Origin of the sequence: Streptomyces sp. NPDC096311 (assembly GCF_044763085.1) — a bacterium.
Taxonomy (GTDB): Bacteria; Actinomycetota; Actinomycetes; order Streptomycetales; family Streptomycetaceae; genus Streptomyces.
In genome coordinates, this window is record NZ_JBIWFN010000043.1 from 1 (window position 1) to 14,693 (window position 14,693).

Below are 14,693 nucleotides of genomic sequence, written 5' to 3' on the forward strand. Positions count from 1 at the left end.
CGCATCGAGAACTACCTCGGCTTCCCGGACGGCGTCTCCGGCGCCCAACTCACCGACCGGGCACGCCGACAGGCCACGAAGTTCGGCGCCGAGATCCTCACCGCTCGCGAGGTGACCGGCCTTGAGACCGATGCGGCCTCCCGCACCGTCTGGTTCTCGGACCGCTCCGCGATCGCGGCCCACAGCGTCCTGCTGGCGACGTGTGTCTCCTACCGCCAGCTGGACGCGTCGGGCCTCACCGAGCTGTGCGGGCGCGGCGTTTTCTACGGCTCCGTACTCACCGAGACCTCCGCGTCCTGAGGGCGCGATGTGTACATCGTCGGCGGCGCCAACTCCGCCGGCCAGGCCGCCATGCACCTGTCCAAGACCGCCAAGTCGGTCACCCTGCTGGTGCGCGGGCCGTCCCTGGCCGCGTCGATGTCGCACTACCTGATCGAGCGGATGCCCAACATCACCGTCCGCACCGGCGCGGTCGTGGCGGAGGCGGACGGCAGGGACCACCTCATCGGGGCCGCCCCGCACACCGACTGGCTGGCGGGAACCGTGGCGCGGGACGACCGCGGCTACATCATCGCCGGCCCCGACCTGACCGTAGACGGACAGCCTCTGCGGGACTGGGAACCGACGTGGCCGCCGTACCACCTGGAGACCAGCGTCCTGGGCGTCTTCGTGGCGGGCGACGTGCGCGCCGAGTCGGCCAAGCGCGTCGCCTCGGCCGCCAGTGAGGGCGCCATGGCCGTGATGCTCGTCCACCGCTACTTGGAGCAGTCATGACCACACAGCCCCTGCCCTGCGAGGTGGAGGAGCTGAGCACGCTCTGCCTGTTCGAGAATCTGACCGAGGAGCAGCTGGCGCGGCTGTGCCGCGAAGGCCGGGTGGAGAGGTTCGGTCTGGCCCCGTACATCAGGAAGGCGACCCTGCCACCTGCTTGTTCGTCCTCCTCGAAGCCACCTCGTCATGACCCGCCGGGTCGGCGAGGATGACGTGGAGATCAACCGCACCTCGCACCGGGGGACGTACACGGGTGCCCTGCAGGCATACATGCGAGGCTTCGAGGACGAGAGGTACCGCAGCTCCCTGCGCGTGACGGAGCCTTCGCGGTTCTTCGTCCGGCCCGCCGCTACCTTCGCCTCGATCATGCGGGACTGGTTCCCGATGGCCGTCCATCTGCTGGAGGGGCTGTTCTTCGGTACCCAGGCCACCCAGCAGACCGTCAACCAGCGCGAGCGGCTGCTGGCACTCGGCTCGCTGTCCGCCGGGCTGACCCACGAGCTGAACAACCCCGCTGCCGCCGCCGTACGGGCCGCGTCGGCGCTGCGCGAGCGAATGGCCGGGCTACGGCACAAGCTCGCGGCGATCGCGGTCGGGCCGTACGCGGAGCACACCCTGGCGCTCGTCCACCTCCAGGAGCGCACCGCCGAACAGGTCTCGAAGAGCACGTATCTCAGCCCGCTCGAAGCATCCGACCGGGAGGACGCGCTCGCCGACCGGCCCGACGAGCGCGACATAGCCGATGGCTGGGAGATGGTGGCGACGTTCGTGCAGGCCGGGCTCGACAGCGACTGGCTGGACCGGGTGGCGGCGACCGTCGACGCGCAGAACCTCGACGGGACGCTCCGATGGCTTGAGCACACGGTCGAAACCGAGCTGCTGCTGAACGAGATCGAGGACTCCACCAACCGCATCTCGCACCTGGTGGGCGCGGCCAAGCAGTACTCCCACCTCGACCGGGCCCCCTTCCAGATCACCGACGTGCACGAACTGCTCGACAGCACCCTCGTGATGCTCGGCGGGAAAATCGGCTCCGGGGTCCGGGTCGTCAAGGAGTACGACCGGACGCTGCCGAAGATCCCCCGCGTACCCCGGTGAGCTGAACCAGGTCTGGACGAACCTCATCGACAACGCTGCAGCGGCGATGGCGGGGGAGGGCACGCTGACGGTGCGCACCTCGCTGGACGGAGAGCAGCTGCTCGTCGAGTTCGGTGACACTGGGCCAGGCATCGAGCCCGAGATCCGCACCCGCATCTTCGACCCGTTCTTCACCACCAAGCCGGTGGGGGAGGGCACCGGGCTCGGGCTCGACATCTCCTGGCGGATCGTCGTGACCAAGCACCACGGGAGCCCGCAGGTGCAGTCTGTTCCCGGTGACACACGCTTCGAAGTGCGCCTTCCCCTCAGGGTTTCACCTGGACGCAACTAAATGTGTATGCAGATACGCCATAATGGGCGGCATGCCTCAGCCGACCATCGTCATCGACGGCATCGAGCCGCTTGATCTGCCCGGTGCCCGGCAGTCGATCGCCCCGCTGCACGCGTTCCTGCGCGAATGCATCATGGACGGTCGGCTGGCGCCGGGCACCGTGCTGTCGCAGGTGGCGCTGGGCCGGCAGCTGGGAGTGAGCCGTACGCCCGTGCGCGAGGCGCTGCGCATGCTCCAGGAGGAGGGTCTCGTCGAGGCTGAGCCCAACCAGCGGATGCGGGTCACCTGCATCGACCCGGCCGAGCTGGACGCCGAGTACGCGATGCGGATCATGCTGGAGACGCTGGCGCTGACCATGACCTTGGACGGTTTCGGCGCCCGGGAAAGACGCGAGGCCAAGGCGCAGGTGACGGCGATGCGCCGGGCGGCCAGGGCGAAGGACATCGAGGGCTGGTTCGCGGCGCACGGCGAGTACCACCGCCTGCTCACCGCTGGCGCGGGTGCGGCCCTGCAGCGTCAGCTGCGGGCTCTGTCCGACCGCAGCGTGCGGTACATCCGCATCACCCAGCACTTCGACCCGACACGCTGGTCCGAACCGGGCAACATCGAGCACCCGGCGATCCTGGACGCCGTCGTCGCGGGCGACCGCGACACCGCCGTGTCCTGCCTGGCCCACCATCTGGAGCGGACGGCCCTGAGAGTGCTGGGCGATCACGCCCCGGCCTACGAACCGGCGGCTGTACCCAAGGCGATGCGTCTGGTCAACGCGGGTCCGTCGCCCTGGGAGGCGTGAACCGGCGATCGTGCCGCGTGGGGATGCCATGCCCGTGCCGAAGGCCCTCCTCGGGGAGTGAGAGGTCCTCCGGAACGGGGCACGTGCGCGCAGGAGCGGTCACTGGGCGGCGGGAGCTGTCCAGTTCCGGCGCGCCCAGGTCTCCAGGGTGGTCAGCTCGGGGTGCTGGGCGCGCAGGGCGGGAAGGTCCGCGTCGAAGCCCTCGTCGTTGAACCAGCCGAACATGAGGCCCATCTCCTGGTTGAACTTCATCACCCCGTCAACTTCGGCTCGATGGACACCCGGCCGTGGTCCCCGTACTCGCGGGGATGGTCCCAGGGCCTTCACGCAGTTGACCAGCCCAGGGGCGACGGCTCTAGACCTTTGTCGACGGCCACGAAGAGTTCGAACGGCAACTCCTTGTCGCCCTGGCCAAGGGCCAGACCGGGCCATCGGTCGGTCTCCGGGCGCAGTCAGAGTCGCATGCTCACTGCCGGCTGACACAGGGAGTCGATCGACTCGGGCGCTGGGGCACCCTCGATGCTGGCCCTCAGGTGCGGCCACAGGTCGCCGTGTCGGGGTCCTTCCCGGCGGGTGGTGAGGGCCGCGGTCAGGGCTTCGAGCTGAGTCCCGAGTTCAGCTTCGGATACCTGGGCGGCCTCGCCGACACACGTCTGGGTATGGTCCAGCACGAGGAACGGTTCCTCCGAGGCCGGGAAACGCTCGAACACCGGACCCCTGCCCAACTCGTGTTCCTGCGACCGCCTCTTCGAGCGTCGCGTTGCGGCCGGCAGGCCGCAACGCGATCAAGGACTGCCATGAGGAACCAGGTGCGGAACCAGGTGCGGTCTCAGCGGCTGAAGACGAGTTCGGCCTCGTCGCGCTTGGTGGTGTGCAGCTCCCAGTAGGCGGGGGAGATCTCCTCGGGCTGAGCGGTCGGGAAATCGGGGATGACCGACATGCCGATGGACACGTCAATGCCGACGTGGGCGGCCTGGATGCCGGTGCCGTCGAGTTCCTTGTGCAGGTTGATGACCCAGTTGCGTAGGGCCGCTGCCGCGGCGTTGACGTTGCCGACCTGCGGGACGGGGTCGATTGAGCCGGCGCCCGTGGTGAACAGCAGGGTGCCCGCGCCGGCCTCGCGCATGGCGGGCAGTACCGCCTGCGTGGCGGCGATCGCCCCGTACAGCTGGAACTCCATCTCGTGCTGCACATCGGACGGCTGGGTCGTGGTGGGAGTGGTCAGGGCGGTCGAGTCGATCGTGCCGACCGGGGAGTACTCCAGGACGTCGATGCCGCCGAACCGCGCGGCGGCGTCCTTGAGTGCCTGGGTGAGCATGTCGCGGTCGAGAACGTCCGCGGGGAACGCGGCGGCCGAGATGCCCTCGGCGGTGAGCTTGCCGACGAGCTGGTCGAGCTTGTCGCGGTTGCGCGAGATGAGCGCGGCATCGAAGCCGCGGGAGCCGAAGGTGCGCGCGATGGCCAAGCCCAGCTGGGGGCCCGCTCCAACGATGGCGATGCTGGTCACGATGATCCTTTCGTAAAGCGTGACAGGGGAACCGTCCGCGATGTCGGGACGGTGGGGCGCTGTGCCTCCGGTGCGGTCACCGGAGGTGCAGCGCCCCAACCGGATAGGGCTATCCAGTTTCTAATCGGAAAGCCCTATCCGTTTTTCCTGTGTCAGCGTAGCACCGAAAATGGATAGGGCATTCCGGTTGGTAGGGTGGTGGCATGACCTCTGGCCCCCAGCAGCCCGATGCCCAGCCCCTGCGCAGCGATGCCGAGCGCAACCGCGGCCGGATCATCGCCGCTGCGCGCACGGTGTTCGAGCGCGATGGACTGGGCGCGTCCATGGCCTCGGTGGCACGTGAGGCGGGGGTGGGAATCGCAACGCTCTTTCGTCACTTCCGCGCCAAGGAAGACCTGATCGCCGCGGTCTTCGCCGACCGCATGGATGCCTACGTCACCGCCGTCAACGCCGCTCTCGACGACCCCGACGCCTGGGCGGGCTTCACCGGATTCATCGAAGCCATCTGCGCCATGCAGGCTGCCGACCGTGGCTTCGCCGACGTACTGACCACGACCTTCCCCGCCGCTGAGGCCCTGGAACAGCAGCGCGCAGCGGCCTATCACGGCTTTCTGGAGCTGATCGCCCGTGCCAAGGACAGCGGGCACCTGCGGGAGGACTTCGCCAGCCAGGACCTCGTCCTCCTGCTCATCGCGAACGCCGGGATCGTCAACTTCGCCGGCGACATCATTCCTGACGCCTGGCGCCGCCTCGTCGCCCTGCTGATCCAGTCGTTCCAGGCTCCTGCGCGGGGCCCGCTGCCCGACCCGCCCGCAGATGACAGCCTCTACGAGGCCATGCTCCGTGCCGGACCGGTGAGCGTCACCTCCCGCGAGCGGAACACCGACAAGTGACCACGCCCGCGACACGCCGCTGGCCACCACGTCACCCTGAACGGTGACGTGGGTGGGCGCCCGGCTGGCGAGGAGTTTGAGCAGGGTCCTCAGGCGCTCCTCACCTTCTGAACCTCCAGCCCCCTACGGCGTTACGCGGATCGGAGCGACCGCGACCCCGACACCCCTCAGCATCCGCATGCTCGGCAGTCTTCAGTGGTCGTAGGCGGTCAGCGCACGCATGACGGCTGGCCGCGCATGAACCTGGCTCCACTCATCAGGCTCCTTGGAATCGATCATCTAGGGAACCGGGAGGTGCTCTACCGGCGGATCGCCGAGATCAGTCCGCCGGGTCGCTCCTCGCGCTGCGGCGGGGTGCTGATCGGGCGGCCGTAGGCGGCAGCGCGCTCGCGCAGGGTGTGGCTGCCGGCCTCCCAGCCAGACCACCTGCCGCGCCCGGTCGGCGGCCTCCTCGTCGCCCAGCACGCAGCGCGGTGACCTCGTGCACCGCGTCGTCGATGACGCGGGCCGCGCCGGGGGTGCCCAGGACGTAGTCGCGTACGCCCGCGTCCCGGCCGATCCGGCGGGCGACGGCGTCGGCCAGGGCCGGGTCGTCCGGCGGGTTCAGCAAGGCGTTGGTCAAGTTGATGGCGAGAACGGCGGCGCGGGTACGCCGGGGCGGCGCGTTCTGCCAGCGCGCACCGAAGCTGTCGTTGAACACGTCATACGACGCAGGGCCTCCAGGACATACAGGGTGGAGAGGCGGCCGCATGGATGCGGCCGCTCCTTGGCGGTCAGATGGCGGCATGGGCGGTGCAGGCGAGAAGGGCGGCCAGGGCGCGGGGCTGGGCTGAGGTTTCCAGCGTCCACAGACGGACGGGCATCTGATCGACCGCCGTGTCGATGAACACCACTCGCCACCAAAGTCAGTCCGGCAAGCCATCCTGGTAAGGCTCGGTGGTGCCGTACCCGCTCGCACCCGTCACGCGAGCGGGCGCGGCCTGCGCCCAGACCCGCAGGGCTCCTGTTCTCGACCTGGATCAGGACGGCCAGTCCGAGGCCCCCTCACGTCGGCGACGTCCACCGAATCCGAGGAGAGGTTGGGGTGGGCCGTCCGGGCGCGCTGGGCGCTGGTGTCCTGCCGGACGTGCTCGTGACCGTGCCCTTGGCCGGAGCGCTTCGGGTGAGGCCGCAAAACGGCCGGACAACGATCGCTCCGTGGGCGCGGAGGACCGCAACGTTGGGTGGCCCGGCGGCCGGTCGCCAGCCGGGCCACTGGAAGTGCGGTCAGTCGCCGGTGGTGTCGGGGACGCGGCGGGTGCAGCGCGGGATGACCACGGTGACGGGGTTGCCGTGTTCGAGATACACCCGGCTGGTCAGGCCGTTCATCGGGCGGGCGCCGGAGTGCTGTCGTGACCGTCTTCGGCTGCGGGATGGGTGCAGCGGATGGGTTTGCCGAGGCTGTGGGCGTAGTCGATTATCCCTCGACGACCAGCGACGAGACGATACCGGCTTGGTGTGATGCGTCGAGCCGCGAACTTGCCATGACGGCTGCAGCTGCCACGAACTGTGCTTCGAGGGCGTACAGGAGGAACTGCTCGACGTACCGGTCGGCTGGCATACCGAAAGAGGGTAGGGCAGGCCGTCAGCTTGAGTCGTCGTAAGGGCCGCGCCTGTTTCCTCCTTGCGATGGCTACGCCGGTTCTCGTGTTGGTTCTGAGATTGGATACAACTAAGTGTGTGCACTGAGGTCTTCTCGTTCGCATGCCCCCAAGGGATGCCGACAGCCCAATCTGCTGTGCGCGGCAGGTCTGAGATCGGCAGACTGGTTTGCGTGAAGATGCCCCGAGCTGAGTGCGAGTTCTGCCAGCGGCACATCGCGGCCGGGATAGTGGCCGGACGGCCCAGCAAGGGCGTCTGTGGCGGCACGATCCGACCGAGCGGCCCGAGGTGTTCGGGGACGCCCTCGTATCCTGCGCGGGCTCTCTGGCGATCGTGGACCTGCCGGGGCCCGGCGCGCAGATGGAGTTCGTGGAGATCGAGGACGAGCCAGCCGGTGAGGAACTGGCTGGCCCGCTGGGGACGATGGCCCTGTTTTAGCGCTCATGGCGGACCCGCCGACGTTCTCTCTCCCCGGTCTTCGTCCGAGCTGACCATGCCCTCTGATTCGGGCGCTTTCACGGGCGACTGGAGGCGGATGTGCTCGTCGGCCCGGAAGGCTGCGTGTGTCCACGGCGGGCTGCGGGCCGAGGAGGGCGTACAGGGCGACGATCAGGGTGGCGCCCGCAGCGACGGCTGCGCCGAGTTTTTCGTCCTTGTAGACCAGGACTGCGACCACGATGGCCAGTGCGAGGATGAGAATGGTGAGGGAGGGCATTGCGATGTCCTTCGTCCAAGCCCGGCCGTCGTGTCCGCCAAGATCCCGACGGCCGGGCGCTCCTGTGCTGCCAGACACAGTGAACCTCACCAACGAGTGATTGGTTTCAGTACTCTGCATAATCGGAATTCGCGCGGATTGTGGAAGGCTGCACTATAGGCTGCTCAAGTCGCCGATGTGGGCCCTGAGCTGCAGAAACATCGACCGCTCCAATGGTTTGCAGCCTCTCGCGTGCATTGCGGGCGCGCAGCTGCTTCATGCGGATTCGTGTCCAAAAAATCACTCTGATTCCTGCTAGAGATCTTTAACGGCTGGGGTTACGAAGGAGCACATACCCTTGGACGGGCCGTGGGCGCCGCGCCGAGCCATCGATCTGCCAAGGTCGACCGTGCCAAGGCTGGCGGCAGGCTGCTGATGCTGCCATCCACGACGGTGTCAGCGGGTCTGTCGGCGGTCCTGTCGAGCCCGTGGTCGGCAGCGACATCGGCGTGGGCATTGTGGACGGGATCGAGGATCTGTTGTGATGAGGACTTGGCTGGAGGGGCTGTTTGGAAGGGGACTGCCCCGCACCGCGTATGAGACTTCGCTGGAGAGCCGGGCGGAGATCTCACCCGAGGAGCGAATGGTTCTGCTCGTCGGAATCCTCGACGACCCTGCAGCGCGCGAGGACGAGAAGTCCGACGCTGCAATGTACCTGGAGGATTTCTCCGGCCCCCTCGTCGAATCGTGCCTAATCCGGATCATTCGCGCTGAGGACTTCACCAGCGTGCTGGCCCAGCAGTGTGCGGAGTCCCTCGGCGGGATCTGGGCTAGGGCTGGCCGGGTGGACCCCGCCTTCATGGCGGAGCTGCGAGGTCCGGCGAAGAACGAGGTCTTTGGCATCCTCGGCGCCCGCGCCCCGCACCTGCTGCCCCCTAACACCATCTAGAAGATCTTTAACGGCTGAGGTTGCGGAGGTTGGAAGTCGAGCCCGGTCTTGGTGATGAGGCCGTCGATGAGGCCGGGTCGGTACTGCATCCGTTTGAGCCGGGTCTTCACCAGTGCGGTGAGCTGGTCGAGGCTGTGTTTGGTGAGATTGGCCAGGGACCGTTTCAGGTGCGACCAGACGCCCTCGACCGGGTTTAACTCGGGTGCGTACGTCGGGAGTTGGTAGACGGTCAGCCATAATCGGGCGCCGACAAGCTGCCGCATGGTGTGGCTGACGTGCGTGTTCAGGTTGTCCCAGACCAGGACGATCGGGCCGCCGAGCTGCTGGTGTGCGGAGTCGAGCAGGCGGGCGCAGTCGGTCTCGGTGAAGCCCTTGCGTCGGCCTTTCGCGGGGCCGCGATCGAGGTGAATGCGGTAGATCAGCCGGGACCGGTGGCCGGATTTGCCGAGCAACTCGATCTTCTGTGCCCTCGTCGACGCCTTGGGCTCGTACGCCAGGTGGGGCGGATACGGCAAAGCCAGGTGCGCCGCAGGCGGGTTGCTCATGTAGTCGGCCTTCGGGCAGCCGTCGACGTGCGGGCATTCCTCCACGGTCCGGTTGCACAGCTTGCACAGGAGGCCACGCACCATGCCCGTGGAGTAGTCGTGATCCACCATCGCCCCTGGAAGGGCACCGCACAGGTGGAGTCCGGCCCGAGGGAGTCGATCAGGGCAGCTCGCAGGCGCCGTACGGCAGGCGTCTTGGCCGGGGGTGGCGGCCAGTGTTGGAGGGTGCGGTGACGGGAGCCCTGGCATTGCTGCTCCGGCGGTACCGACGAGGGGGGTACGCCTTCGGCCGTGGTCGCCTGCACGAACCACGTGTACGTGGTGGACCCGAACGTCCCGCCGGCTCGGAAGCCGTAGACCAGCCGTCCGTCGGTCTCCGTCCACGAGCAGTGGTCCTGGTGCTCCCAGCCCTGATCGGTGAACTTCTCGGAACAGATCATCCGGCCATCGCTCATCAGATGGAAGCGGCCGTCTCCGCCGAGCACGGCCATCCGCGGCGAGGAGGGACTGAGGACCCCGGACAATCCACACGGCTTCCCGGCCCGCTCGCGAACCATCGCGTCAATACCGTGCTCGCCGAAGTGGTCGAACTCCCACAGCAGCTTCGCCTTGCGGTACGGGGGGAGGTCATCAAGGGTCGACATGAGCGCATCGTGCCGGACAGCACTGACAAGCATCAATGAGCTTCTTCGAGCTGGCCACCGATCAGGTGACGGTCCACGAAGCGCAACGGGCGAGGCCCCCGGGCTGTTGATCGAGATGTCTGACGTCTCAACCACGCTGCTCGGGGGCCTCGTTGGTCATCTATCCTGCCGCACTCGACCTGCCCCATGCACTCGTGGAGTGGGTGACCATGCTCGTCGTCACCCGTGAGGGCGACCGGCGCTGCAAGCTCCGCCCGTCTCAACGCGCGATGGTGGCACTGGTGTACCTGCGCGAGCACACCACCCTGGCGAAGATCGCTGCGGGGTTCGGGATCAGCGAGTCCACCGCCCACCTACACCAGCGCGGTCATCCGCCTGCTCGCCGAACGTGCGCCGGGTCTGCTGAACGTCCTGCGTGAGGCCGATGCGGACTTCGTCCTGCCGGACGGCACGCTCGCCGAGTGCGACCGGGTCGGTGACGGACGGGCCGACTACTCCCACAAGCACCGCAGGCACGGGGTGAACGTACAGGTGGTCACCGATCCGGACGGCCGATTGCTGTGGCTCTCACCCGCGTTGCCGGGCCGAGCGCACGACCTGACCGCGGCCCGCATCCACCGGATCATCCGCATCTGCGAGCGCCAGGGCGTCCCCATTCGGGCCGATCTCGCCTACCAGGGCGGCGGCCCCTGGGTGACCACGGGCATCAAACGCAGACCCCTGCAGGAACTCACCCTCACCGAGAAGACTGCCAACCGGGCTCTGTCCGCGGCACGGGCACCGGTCGAGCATGGCGTCGCACGGCTGAAGTCCTGGCGGATCTTCCGCAGATCCCGATGCAGTCCCCACCGCATGACGTCAATCGCCAAAGCCATCCTCACCCTGGAGCGGCAACGCTGAAGAAGCTCAATGTCAGCTACCGCACTCCATGGTCTTACACCAAACAGGTGTTACGACTTGACTTCAACCGCCTGATCCCGGAGGCCAAGCAGGGGGCTATCGTTCACGCGGCGCTGCGGACCGCGCCGACGCCCGGCCACCCGGTGGGGCAGCATCGGCGTACGGACGGAGGATCGGGAAGTGACCATAGGCGGCAGCCCGGTACGGCTCGATGAGGTGTGGACGTTCTGCATGGCGCGGCTGGACGGGGAGGAGGCCGCAGCCTGCCGTGTCGGCTACGACTTGGCGGGCGCGGCGCCGGAGCGAAGAGGAAGCCGAACAGAGCGCAGGCCAGGGCGTGCGAGAGGCGTACGGAGCCGCTCCGGATCAGGACGACGACAACAATGCCGAGCAGGACGACGGCGGAGATCGCTACGGCCACGAGCGGTGTGTCCCTCCAGAAGCAGGAGGGGCCCGGCCGATGCGGACACTGTTGGCGAATTCGGCGGCAACGATCGCGCCCCGCGAAATGATGTAGCGAGGCGGAGCTCATGACTGTGCAGTCAACGGGCGGCGCAGCCGCCTCCGTGCCGGATCGTGCTGCTGGCCCGTGCGGACAGCACGGACAGCCTGGCCGCGGGCCGACAGGCGTCTTCCGCCACGATCCTGAGCGGAGCCGCGTGGTCTGCATGACCTCACCACTCGCGAGGCGTCGCCCCTCGGCCGCCGCGGTGTGTCCGGCAGACGTCAGTGCCCCGGCAGCCAGTTAGGGCCTTAGCCCACTTGGAGGGAGTGACTGTGCCGTTCACCGGTCCACGCGGTCTCCCATGCTTCCATCGGGCCAGGAGGCACACGACATGGCTGACGATCAACAGCAGGACAGCCGCTCCCGACACACCGCGTCCCGGCGCCGTGTGCTGGCAGCGGCCGCCCTTGCACCCGCACTCACCGGTTCGCCTGCCGGGGCCCGCGCCCTGTCCGCCGGGCCGGAGGCCCGCGCCCTGGTCGAACCGGTGATGACCAAGCTGGCGGACTGGGCGGACGTGGGCGAGGCACTCGGCCGACCTGGTGACATGAGGCGGTTCATGTACCACACGGGCTTGCCGCGCCGGGACCTCACGGTCTTCTCCCGCGGCATCCGGATCGACCCGGCGCTCGCCCTGGGCTCGCACGTGTCCTTCGTCCGGTACGCAGACCACAGCACGCTTTTGATGGGCGACGCGGTGGTCAAAGAGGGCGAACTGCAGCACTTCATTGACGTCCTGCAGGAGCGCGGGATCATGCAGACCGCCATTCACAAGCACCTGCTCGCGCACGAGCCGGATGTCTGGTGGGTTCATCTGCACGCCCACGGCCACGATCCGGTCACCGTCGCACGCGGTCTGCGCGCCGCATTCGACTGCACGGGCACCCCGCCCGCCGAACCCACCACCCCCTCGCGGCCCGTCGACCTGGACACCGCCGCGATCGATGCCGCCATGGGCGTCACGGGCGCCGCCGACGGCAAGATCTACAAGAGCACCTATGTCCGCCGCGAGACCGTCACCGACGGCCATGTGATCCTGCCCCCGGGACTGGGCTCCACCACCTCCGTCAACTTCCAGCCGCTCGGCGGCGGAGGGGCGGCCCTCAGCGGGGACCTAGTCATGATCGCCAAGGAGGTCCAGCCGGCCCTCGCGGCCCTGCGGCGCGGTGGCGTCGAACTCGTCGAGGTGCACCACCACAGCCTCACAGACGAACCACGCCTGTTCTTTGTCCACTACTGGGCCGTCGGCAATGCCGTCAGGCTCGCCCAAGCCATCCGCCGGGCCGTGGACACCACCAACGTCGTACCCATGCCCGGAGAGGCCGGCTGAGGACCGCGGACAACGAGACAGACATCTGCCCGTTCGACTTCAGCGAAGCCCTGGAGTTCGACCCTGCGCTCGTGGACCTGATGCACCGCGATTCCCCCGCACGCATCCGGCTTCCCTACGGCGATGCGGACGTCTGGCTGATCACCGGCTTCGACTCCGTCAAGCAGGTGATCACCGATCACCGGCTCAGCCGGGGCGCCATCATCGGCCACGACTACCCCGGCTGGCTACGCACGTGACTGCGGGAGCCGTTTTGAGATGACTGCGGGAGTGTAGGGGGCTTAGCCGAGAAGGGGGGTGCTTACGGCGTAAGCACCCCCCTTCCGCAAGACCACGCCGCTCTGTGGCGAGGCGACCGTCGGCGTTGGGCCTCTTGACCAGGGCCTGTCGTTTGGATCATCCCGGCGGGGCGGGTGCTGCACCGCGGAAGTTCCGCCGATGAGTTTCCGGCGCTTGTGCGGTCTACCCGTCGACGAAGGGAGCGCACCATGCGCAAGATCATCGTTTGCACGTTCCTGACGTTGGACGGTGTCATGCAGGCGCCGGGCGGTCCGGACGAGGACGCTGGTTGGTACGAGCACTCCGACGCGATCCGGCTCGGCCGCAACTCGATACGGCACTGGAGGCGGCCGTGACCTGCACCCATGCAGGAGGGGCATAGCTGTAGCCGGAGCGGCATTTCCGCTTGCTCCCGTTATCTCCCTACGGTCGACTATGAGAGACGGGGGCCCGTATCGCCGGGCATTGCAGCACCCTCCGTGCCGAAGGAGCTCAAGCAGCATGGCGTCGCTCTCCTCCCTCCTTCCTCGTCACGACGGCTCGGCCCTGGTGGTCGGCTGGCCCGCGACTGTCCTCGACCTCGGCGGGCTGCGCATCGTTTCCGCCTCAACCGTCGACGCGCTGGGCTTTCACGGCTACCTGATCAAGACCCAGGGCCCGGCCCTTGTCGAGGACCGGCTTGCCGACGTCGACCTGGTCAGCCACGGCAACCACGCCGACAACTTCGACGACTCCGGCCGCGCCGTCGCGCCGGTCACCCCGCTGCCGCTCACCGCCACGGGCAGCGCCGACCGGCTCGGCGCCCCCGCCAAGGGCCTGGCCGCCCGGGACACCCACACGTGCACCGGCCCGGACGGCGGCGAACTCATCGTCACCCCCGTGGCCGCCGCCCACGGCCCCGACGACGGCGAACGCGACGCGGACGGCGAGGTCAACTGTCAGTTCGTCGGCTTCATCCTCACCGGAGACGGACTGCCCACCGTCTACAGCAGCGGGGCCAACGCCTCCACTCGCACCGTCACCGAGATCACCCCCCCCGCACCCCACGCATCCCGGGCTCAAGTTCCGCGAGCGTCCCGTCAGCCGCGACGGCGTCCGCGCCGCCGCGGCCGCCGAGGTCCTCGGCGCACCCGTCAACATCCCCGCCCCTACACAGGCTGGGCCCACTTCGCAGAAGGCCCGCGAGGCTATTGAGCACGCCTTCGACGACGCGGGCCTCACCGGCATCCGGCGCGTCGCCGACCACGGCACCTGTTTCTCCCTGGAGCCCTGACCGAACCTCACTCGAAGGAGTTCGCCATGCCCCTTGTACGCATCGACATGATCCGTGGGCGCAGTCCCGAGAACATCCGGGCCATCGCTGACGCCGTCCAGCAGTCCCTCATCGACGTCCTGAAGATCCCCAAGCGAGACCGCTTCCAGATCGTCACCCAGCACGACCCCGACGAGATCATCGCCCTGGACGCCGGCCTGGACTTTGAGCGCACCCCCGGTACCGTCATCGTCCACATCTTCACCCAGCGCGGCCGCAGCACCCCGGACAAGCAGCTCATGTACCGCACGCTCGCCAAGCAGCTCGCCGAAGCCGGTGTCGACGGCAAGGACCTGTTCATCAGCTACTTCGAGAACGGCGCCGAGGACTGGTCCTTCGCCGACGGCCGCGCCCAGTACATCGAGGGCGACCTCCCCGTCCCCGGCCGCTGACGACGACCGTCCCGCGACCGCCCAGAGTCTCCCGGGCACCGAGTCCGCACCACACCATCCGGCCCCCGTCTCACCACCCCAGCAGAGCGCGGCCCCGGCTGACACAGAC

General features: G+C 68.2%; 11 protein-coding genes and 6 pseudogenes. 12 read left to right on the forward strand and 5 right to left on the reverse strand.

All coding sequences use genetic code 11. The features are described from left to right. The 3 genes and pseudogenes from ACIRA5_RS51830 to ACIRA5_RS51840 form a co-directional block, all read left to right on the forward strand. Positions 1 to 774: pseudogene (locus tag ACIRA5_RS51830) on the forward strand (NAD(P)/FAD-dependent oxidoreductase); the annotation flags it as partial. Then, positions 771 to 2,200: pseudogene (locus ACIRA5_RS51835) on the forward strand (ATP-binding protein). The pseudogenes ACIRA5_RS51830 and ACIRA5_RS51835, both read left to right, overlap by 4 nt. Before the next feature lie 31 nt (positions 2,201 to 2,231). After that, positions 2,232 to 2,993, forward strand: coding sequence for a GntR family transcriptional regulator (locus ACIRA5_RS51840; RefSeq protein WP_403705199.1), 762 nt, complete (start codon positions 2,232 to 2,234; stop codon positions 2,991 to 2,993). A 99-nt stretch (positions 2,994 to 3,092) separates the two neighbouring features. Here the strand turns inward: ACIRA5_RS51840 and ACIRA5_RS51845 are convergent, their stop codons facing one another. Both ACIRA5_RS51845 and ACIRA5_RS51850 read right to left on the reverse strand, forming a co-directional pair. After that, on the reverse strand, positions 3,093 to 3,245 hold the full coding sequence (locus ACIRA5_RS51845) for a hypothetical protein (protein ID WP_403705201.1): 153 nt from the start codon (positions 3,243 to 3,245) through the stop codon (positions 3,093 to 3,095). 577 nt (positions 3,246 to 3,822) lie between these two features. Continuing rightward, a complete protein-coding gene (locus tag ACIRA5_RS51850; RefSeq protein WP_403705204.1) occupies positions 3,823 to 4,500 on the reverse strand; it encodes an SDR family NAD(P)-dependent oxidoreductase in 678 nt (225 codons plus the stop codon). Between the two features lie 203 nt (positions 4,501 to 4,703). Between ACIRA5_RS51850 and ACIRA5_RS51855 the strand changes: the two genes are divergently transcribed. After that, positions 4,704 to 5,393 (forward strand): TetR/AcrR family transcriptional regulator, encoded by a 690-nt coding sequence (locus tag ACIRA5_RS51855; RefSeq protein WP_403705207.1) that lies wholly within the window; start codon positions 4,704 to 4,706, stop codon positions 5,391 to 5,393. 299 nt (positions 5,394 to 5,692) lie between these two features. On the opposite strand, the pseudogene ACIRA5_RS51860 reads toward ACIRA5_RS51855, so the two are convergent. Then, positions 5,693 to 5,872, reverse strand: a pseudogene (locus ACIRA5_RS51860) (SAM-dependent methyltransferase); the annotation flags it as partial. A 2,400-nt stretch (positions 5,873 to 8,272) separates the two neighbouring features. On the opposite strand from ACIRA5_RS51860, the gene ACIRA5_RS51865 reads away from it, so the two are divergent. Beyond that, positions 8,273 to 8,677 (forward strand): hypothetical protein, encoded by a 405-nt coding sequence (locus ACIRA5_RS51865; protein WP_403705209.1) that lies wholly within the window; start codon positions 8,273 to 8,275, stop codon positions 8,675 to 8,677. Here the strand turns inward: ACIRA5_RS51865 and ACIRA5_RS51870 are convergent. Both ACIRA5_RS51870 and ACIRA5_RS51875 read right to left on the reverse strand, forming a co-directional pair. Continuing rightward, on the reverse strand, positions 8,674 to 9,174 hold the full coding sequence (locus tag ACIRA5_RS51870; RefSeq protein ID WP_403705267.1) for a transposase: 501 nt from the start codon (positions 9,172 to 9,174) through the stop codon (positions 8,674 to 8,676). The genes ACIRA5_RS51865 and ACIRA5_RS51870 overlap by 4 nt on opposite strands. A 99-nt stretch (positions 9,175 to 9,273) precedes the next feature. Next, positions 9,274 to 9,471: pseudogene (locus ACIRA5_RS51875) on the reverse strand (endonuclease domain-containing protein); the annotation flags it as partial. 149 nt (positions 9,472 to 9,620) lie between these two features. Here ACIRA5_RS51875 and ACIRA5_RS51880 point away from each other — a divergent pair. The 7 genes and pseudogenes from ACIRA5_RS51880 (at position 9,621) to ACIRA5_RS51910 (ending at position 14,584) form a co-directional block, all read left to right on the forward strand. After that, positions 9,621 to 9,905: a hypothetical protein gene (locus tag ACIRA5_RS51880; RefSeq protein ID WP_403705212.1), complete on the forward strand. Its 285-nt coding sequence runs from the start codon at positions 9,621 to 9,623 to the stop codon at positions 9,903 to 9,905. Between the two features lie 113 nt (positions 9,906 to 10,018). Then, a pseudogene (locus tag ACIRA5_RS51885) lies at positions 10,019 to 10,766 on the forward strand (transposase family protein). A gap of 836 nt (positions 10,767 to 11,602) precedes the next feature. Next, positions 11,603 to 12,601, forward strand: coding sequence for a DUF1259 domain-containing protein (locus ACIRA5_RS51890; RefSeq protein WP_403705214.1), 999 nt, complete (start codon positions 11,603 to 11,605; stop codon positions 12,599 to 12,601). Positions 12,602 to 12,672: 71 nt separating this feature from the next. Then, positions 12,673 to 12,840, forward strand: a complete 168-nt coding sequence (locus ACIRA5_RS51895) for a hypothetical protein (protein WP_403705217.1) — start codon at positions 12,673 to 12,675, stop codon at positions 12,838 to 12,840. A gap of 249 nt (positions 12,841 to 13,089) precedes the next feature. Next, positions 13,090 to 13,212 (forward strand): annotated as a pseudogene (locus ACIRA5_RS51900) (dihydrofolate reductase); the annotation flags it as partial. A 169-nt stretch (positions 13,213 to 13,381) separates the two neighbouring features. Then, positions 13,382 to 14,074 carry an MBL fold metallo-hydrolase gene (locus tag ACIRA5_RS51905; protein ID WP_403705220.1) on the forward strand — a complete coding sequence of 231 codons (693 nt, stop codon included), beginning with the start codon at positions 13,382 to 13,384 and terminating at the stop codon, positions 14,072 to 14,074. A gap of 105 nt (positions 14,075 to 14,179) precedes the next feature. Next, positions 14,180 to 14,584, forward strand: a complete 405-nt coding sequence (locus tag ACIRA5_RS51910) for a tautomerase family protein (protein ID WP_403705222.1) — start codon at positions 14,180 to 14,182, stop codon at positions 14,582 to 14,584. Positions 14,585 to 14,693: the final 109 nt, after the last annotated feature.

Excerpts from the sequence above, each read along its gene's own strand:
- ACIRA5_RS51840 (WP_403705199.1), top strand. The coding sequence starts at position 2,232 with ATGCCTCAGCCGACCATCGTCATCGACGGCATCGAGCCGCTTGATCTG.
- ACIRA5_RS51845 (WP_403705201.1), bottom strand. The coding sequence starts at position 3,245 with ATGAAGTTCAACCAGGAGATGGGCCTCATGTTCGGCTGGTTCAACGAC.
- ACIRA5_RS51855 (WP_403705207.1), top strand. The coding sequence starts at position 4,704 with ATGACCTCTGGCCCCCAGCAGCCCGATGCCCAGCCCCTGCGCAGCGAT.
- ACIRA5_RS51865 (WP_403705209.1), top strand. The coding sequence starts at position 8,273 with ATGAGGACTTGGCTGGAGGGGCTGTTTGGAAGGGGACTGCCCCGCACC.
- ACIRA5_RS51890 (WP_403705214.1), top strand. The coding sequence starts at position 11,603 with ATGGCTGACGATCAACAGCAGGACAGCCGCTCCCGACACACCGCGTCC.
- ACIRA5_RS51905 (WP_403705220.1), top strand. The coding sequence starts at position 13,382 with ATGGCGTCGCTCTCCTCCCTCCTTCCTCGTCACGACGGCTCGGCCCTG.
- ACIRA5_RS51910 (WP_403705222.1), top strand. The coding sequence starts at position 14,180 with ATGCCCCTTGTACGCATCGACATGATCCGTGGGCGCAGTCCCGAGAAC.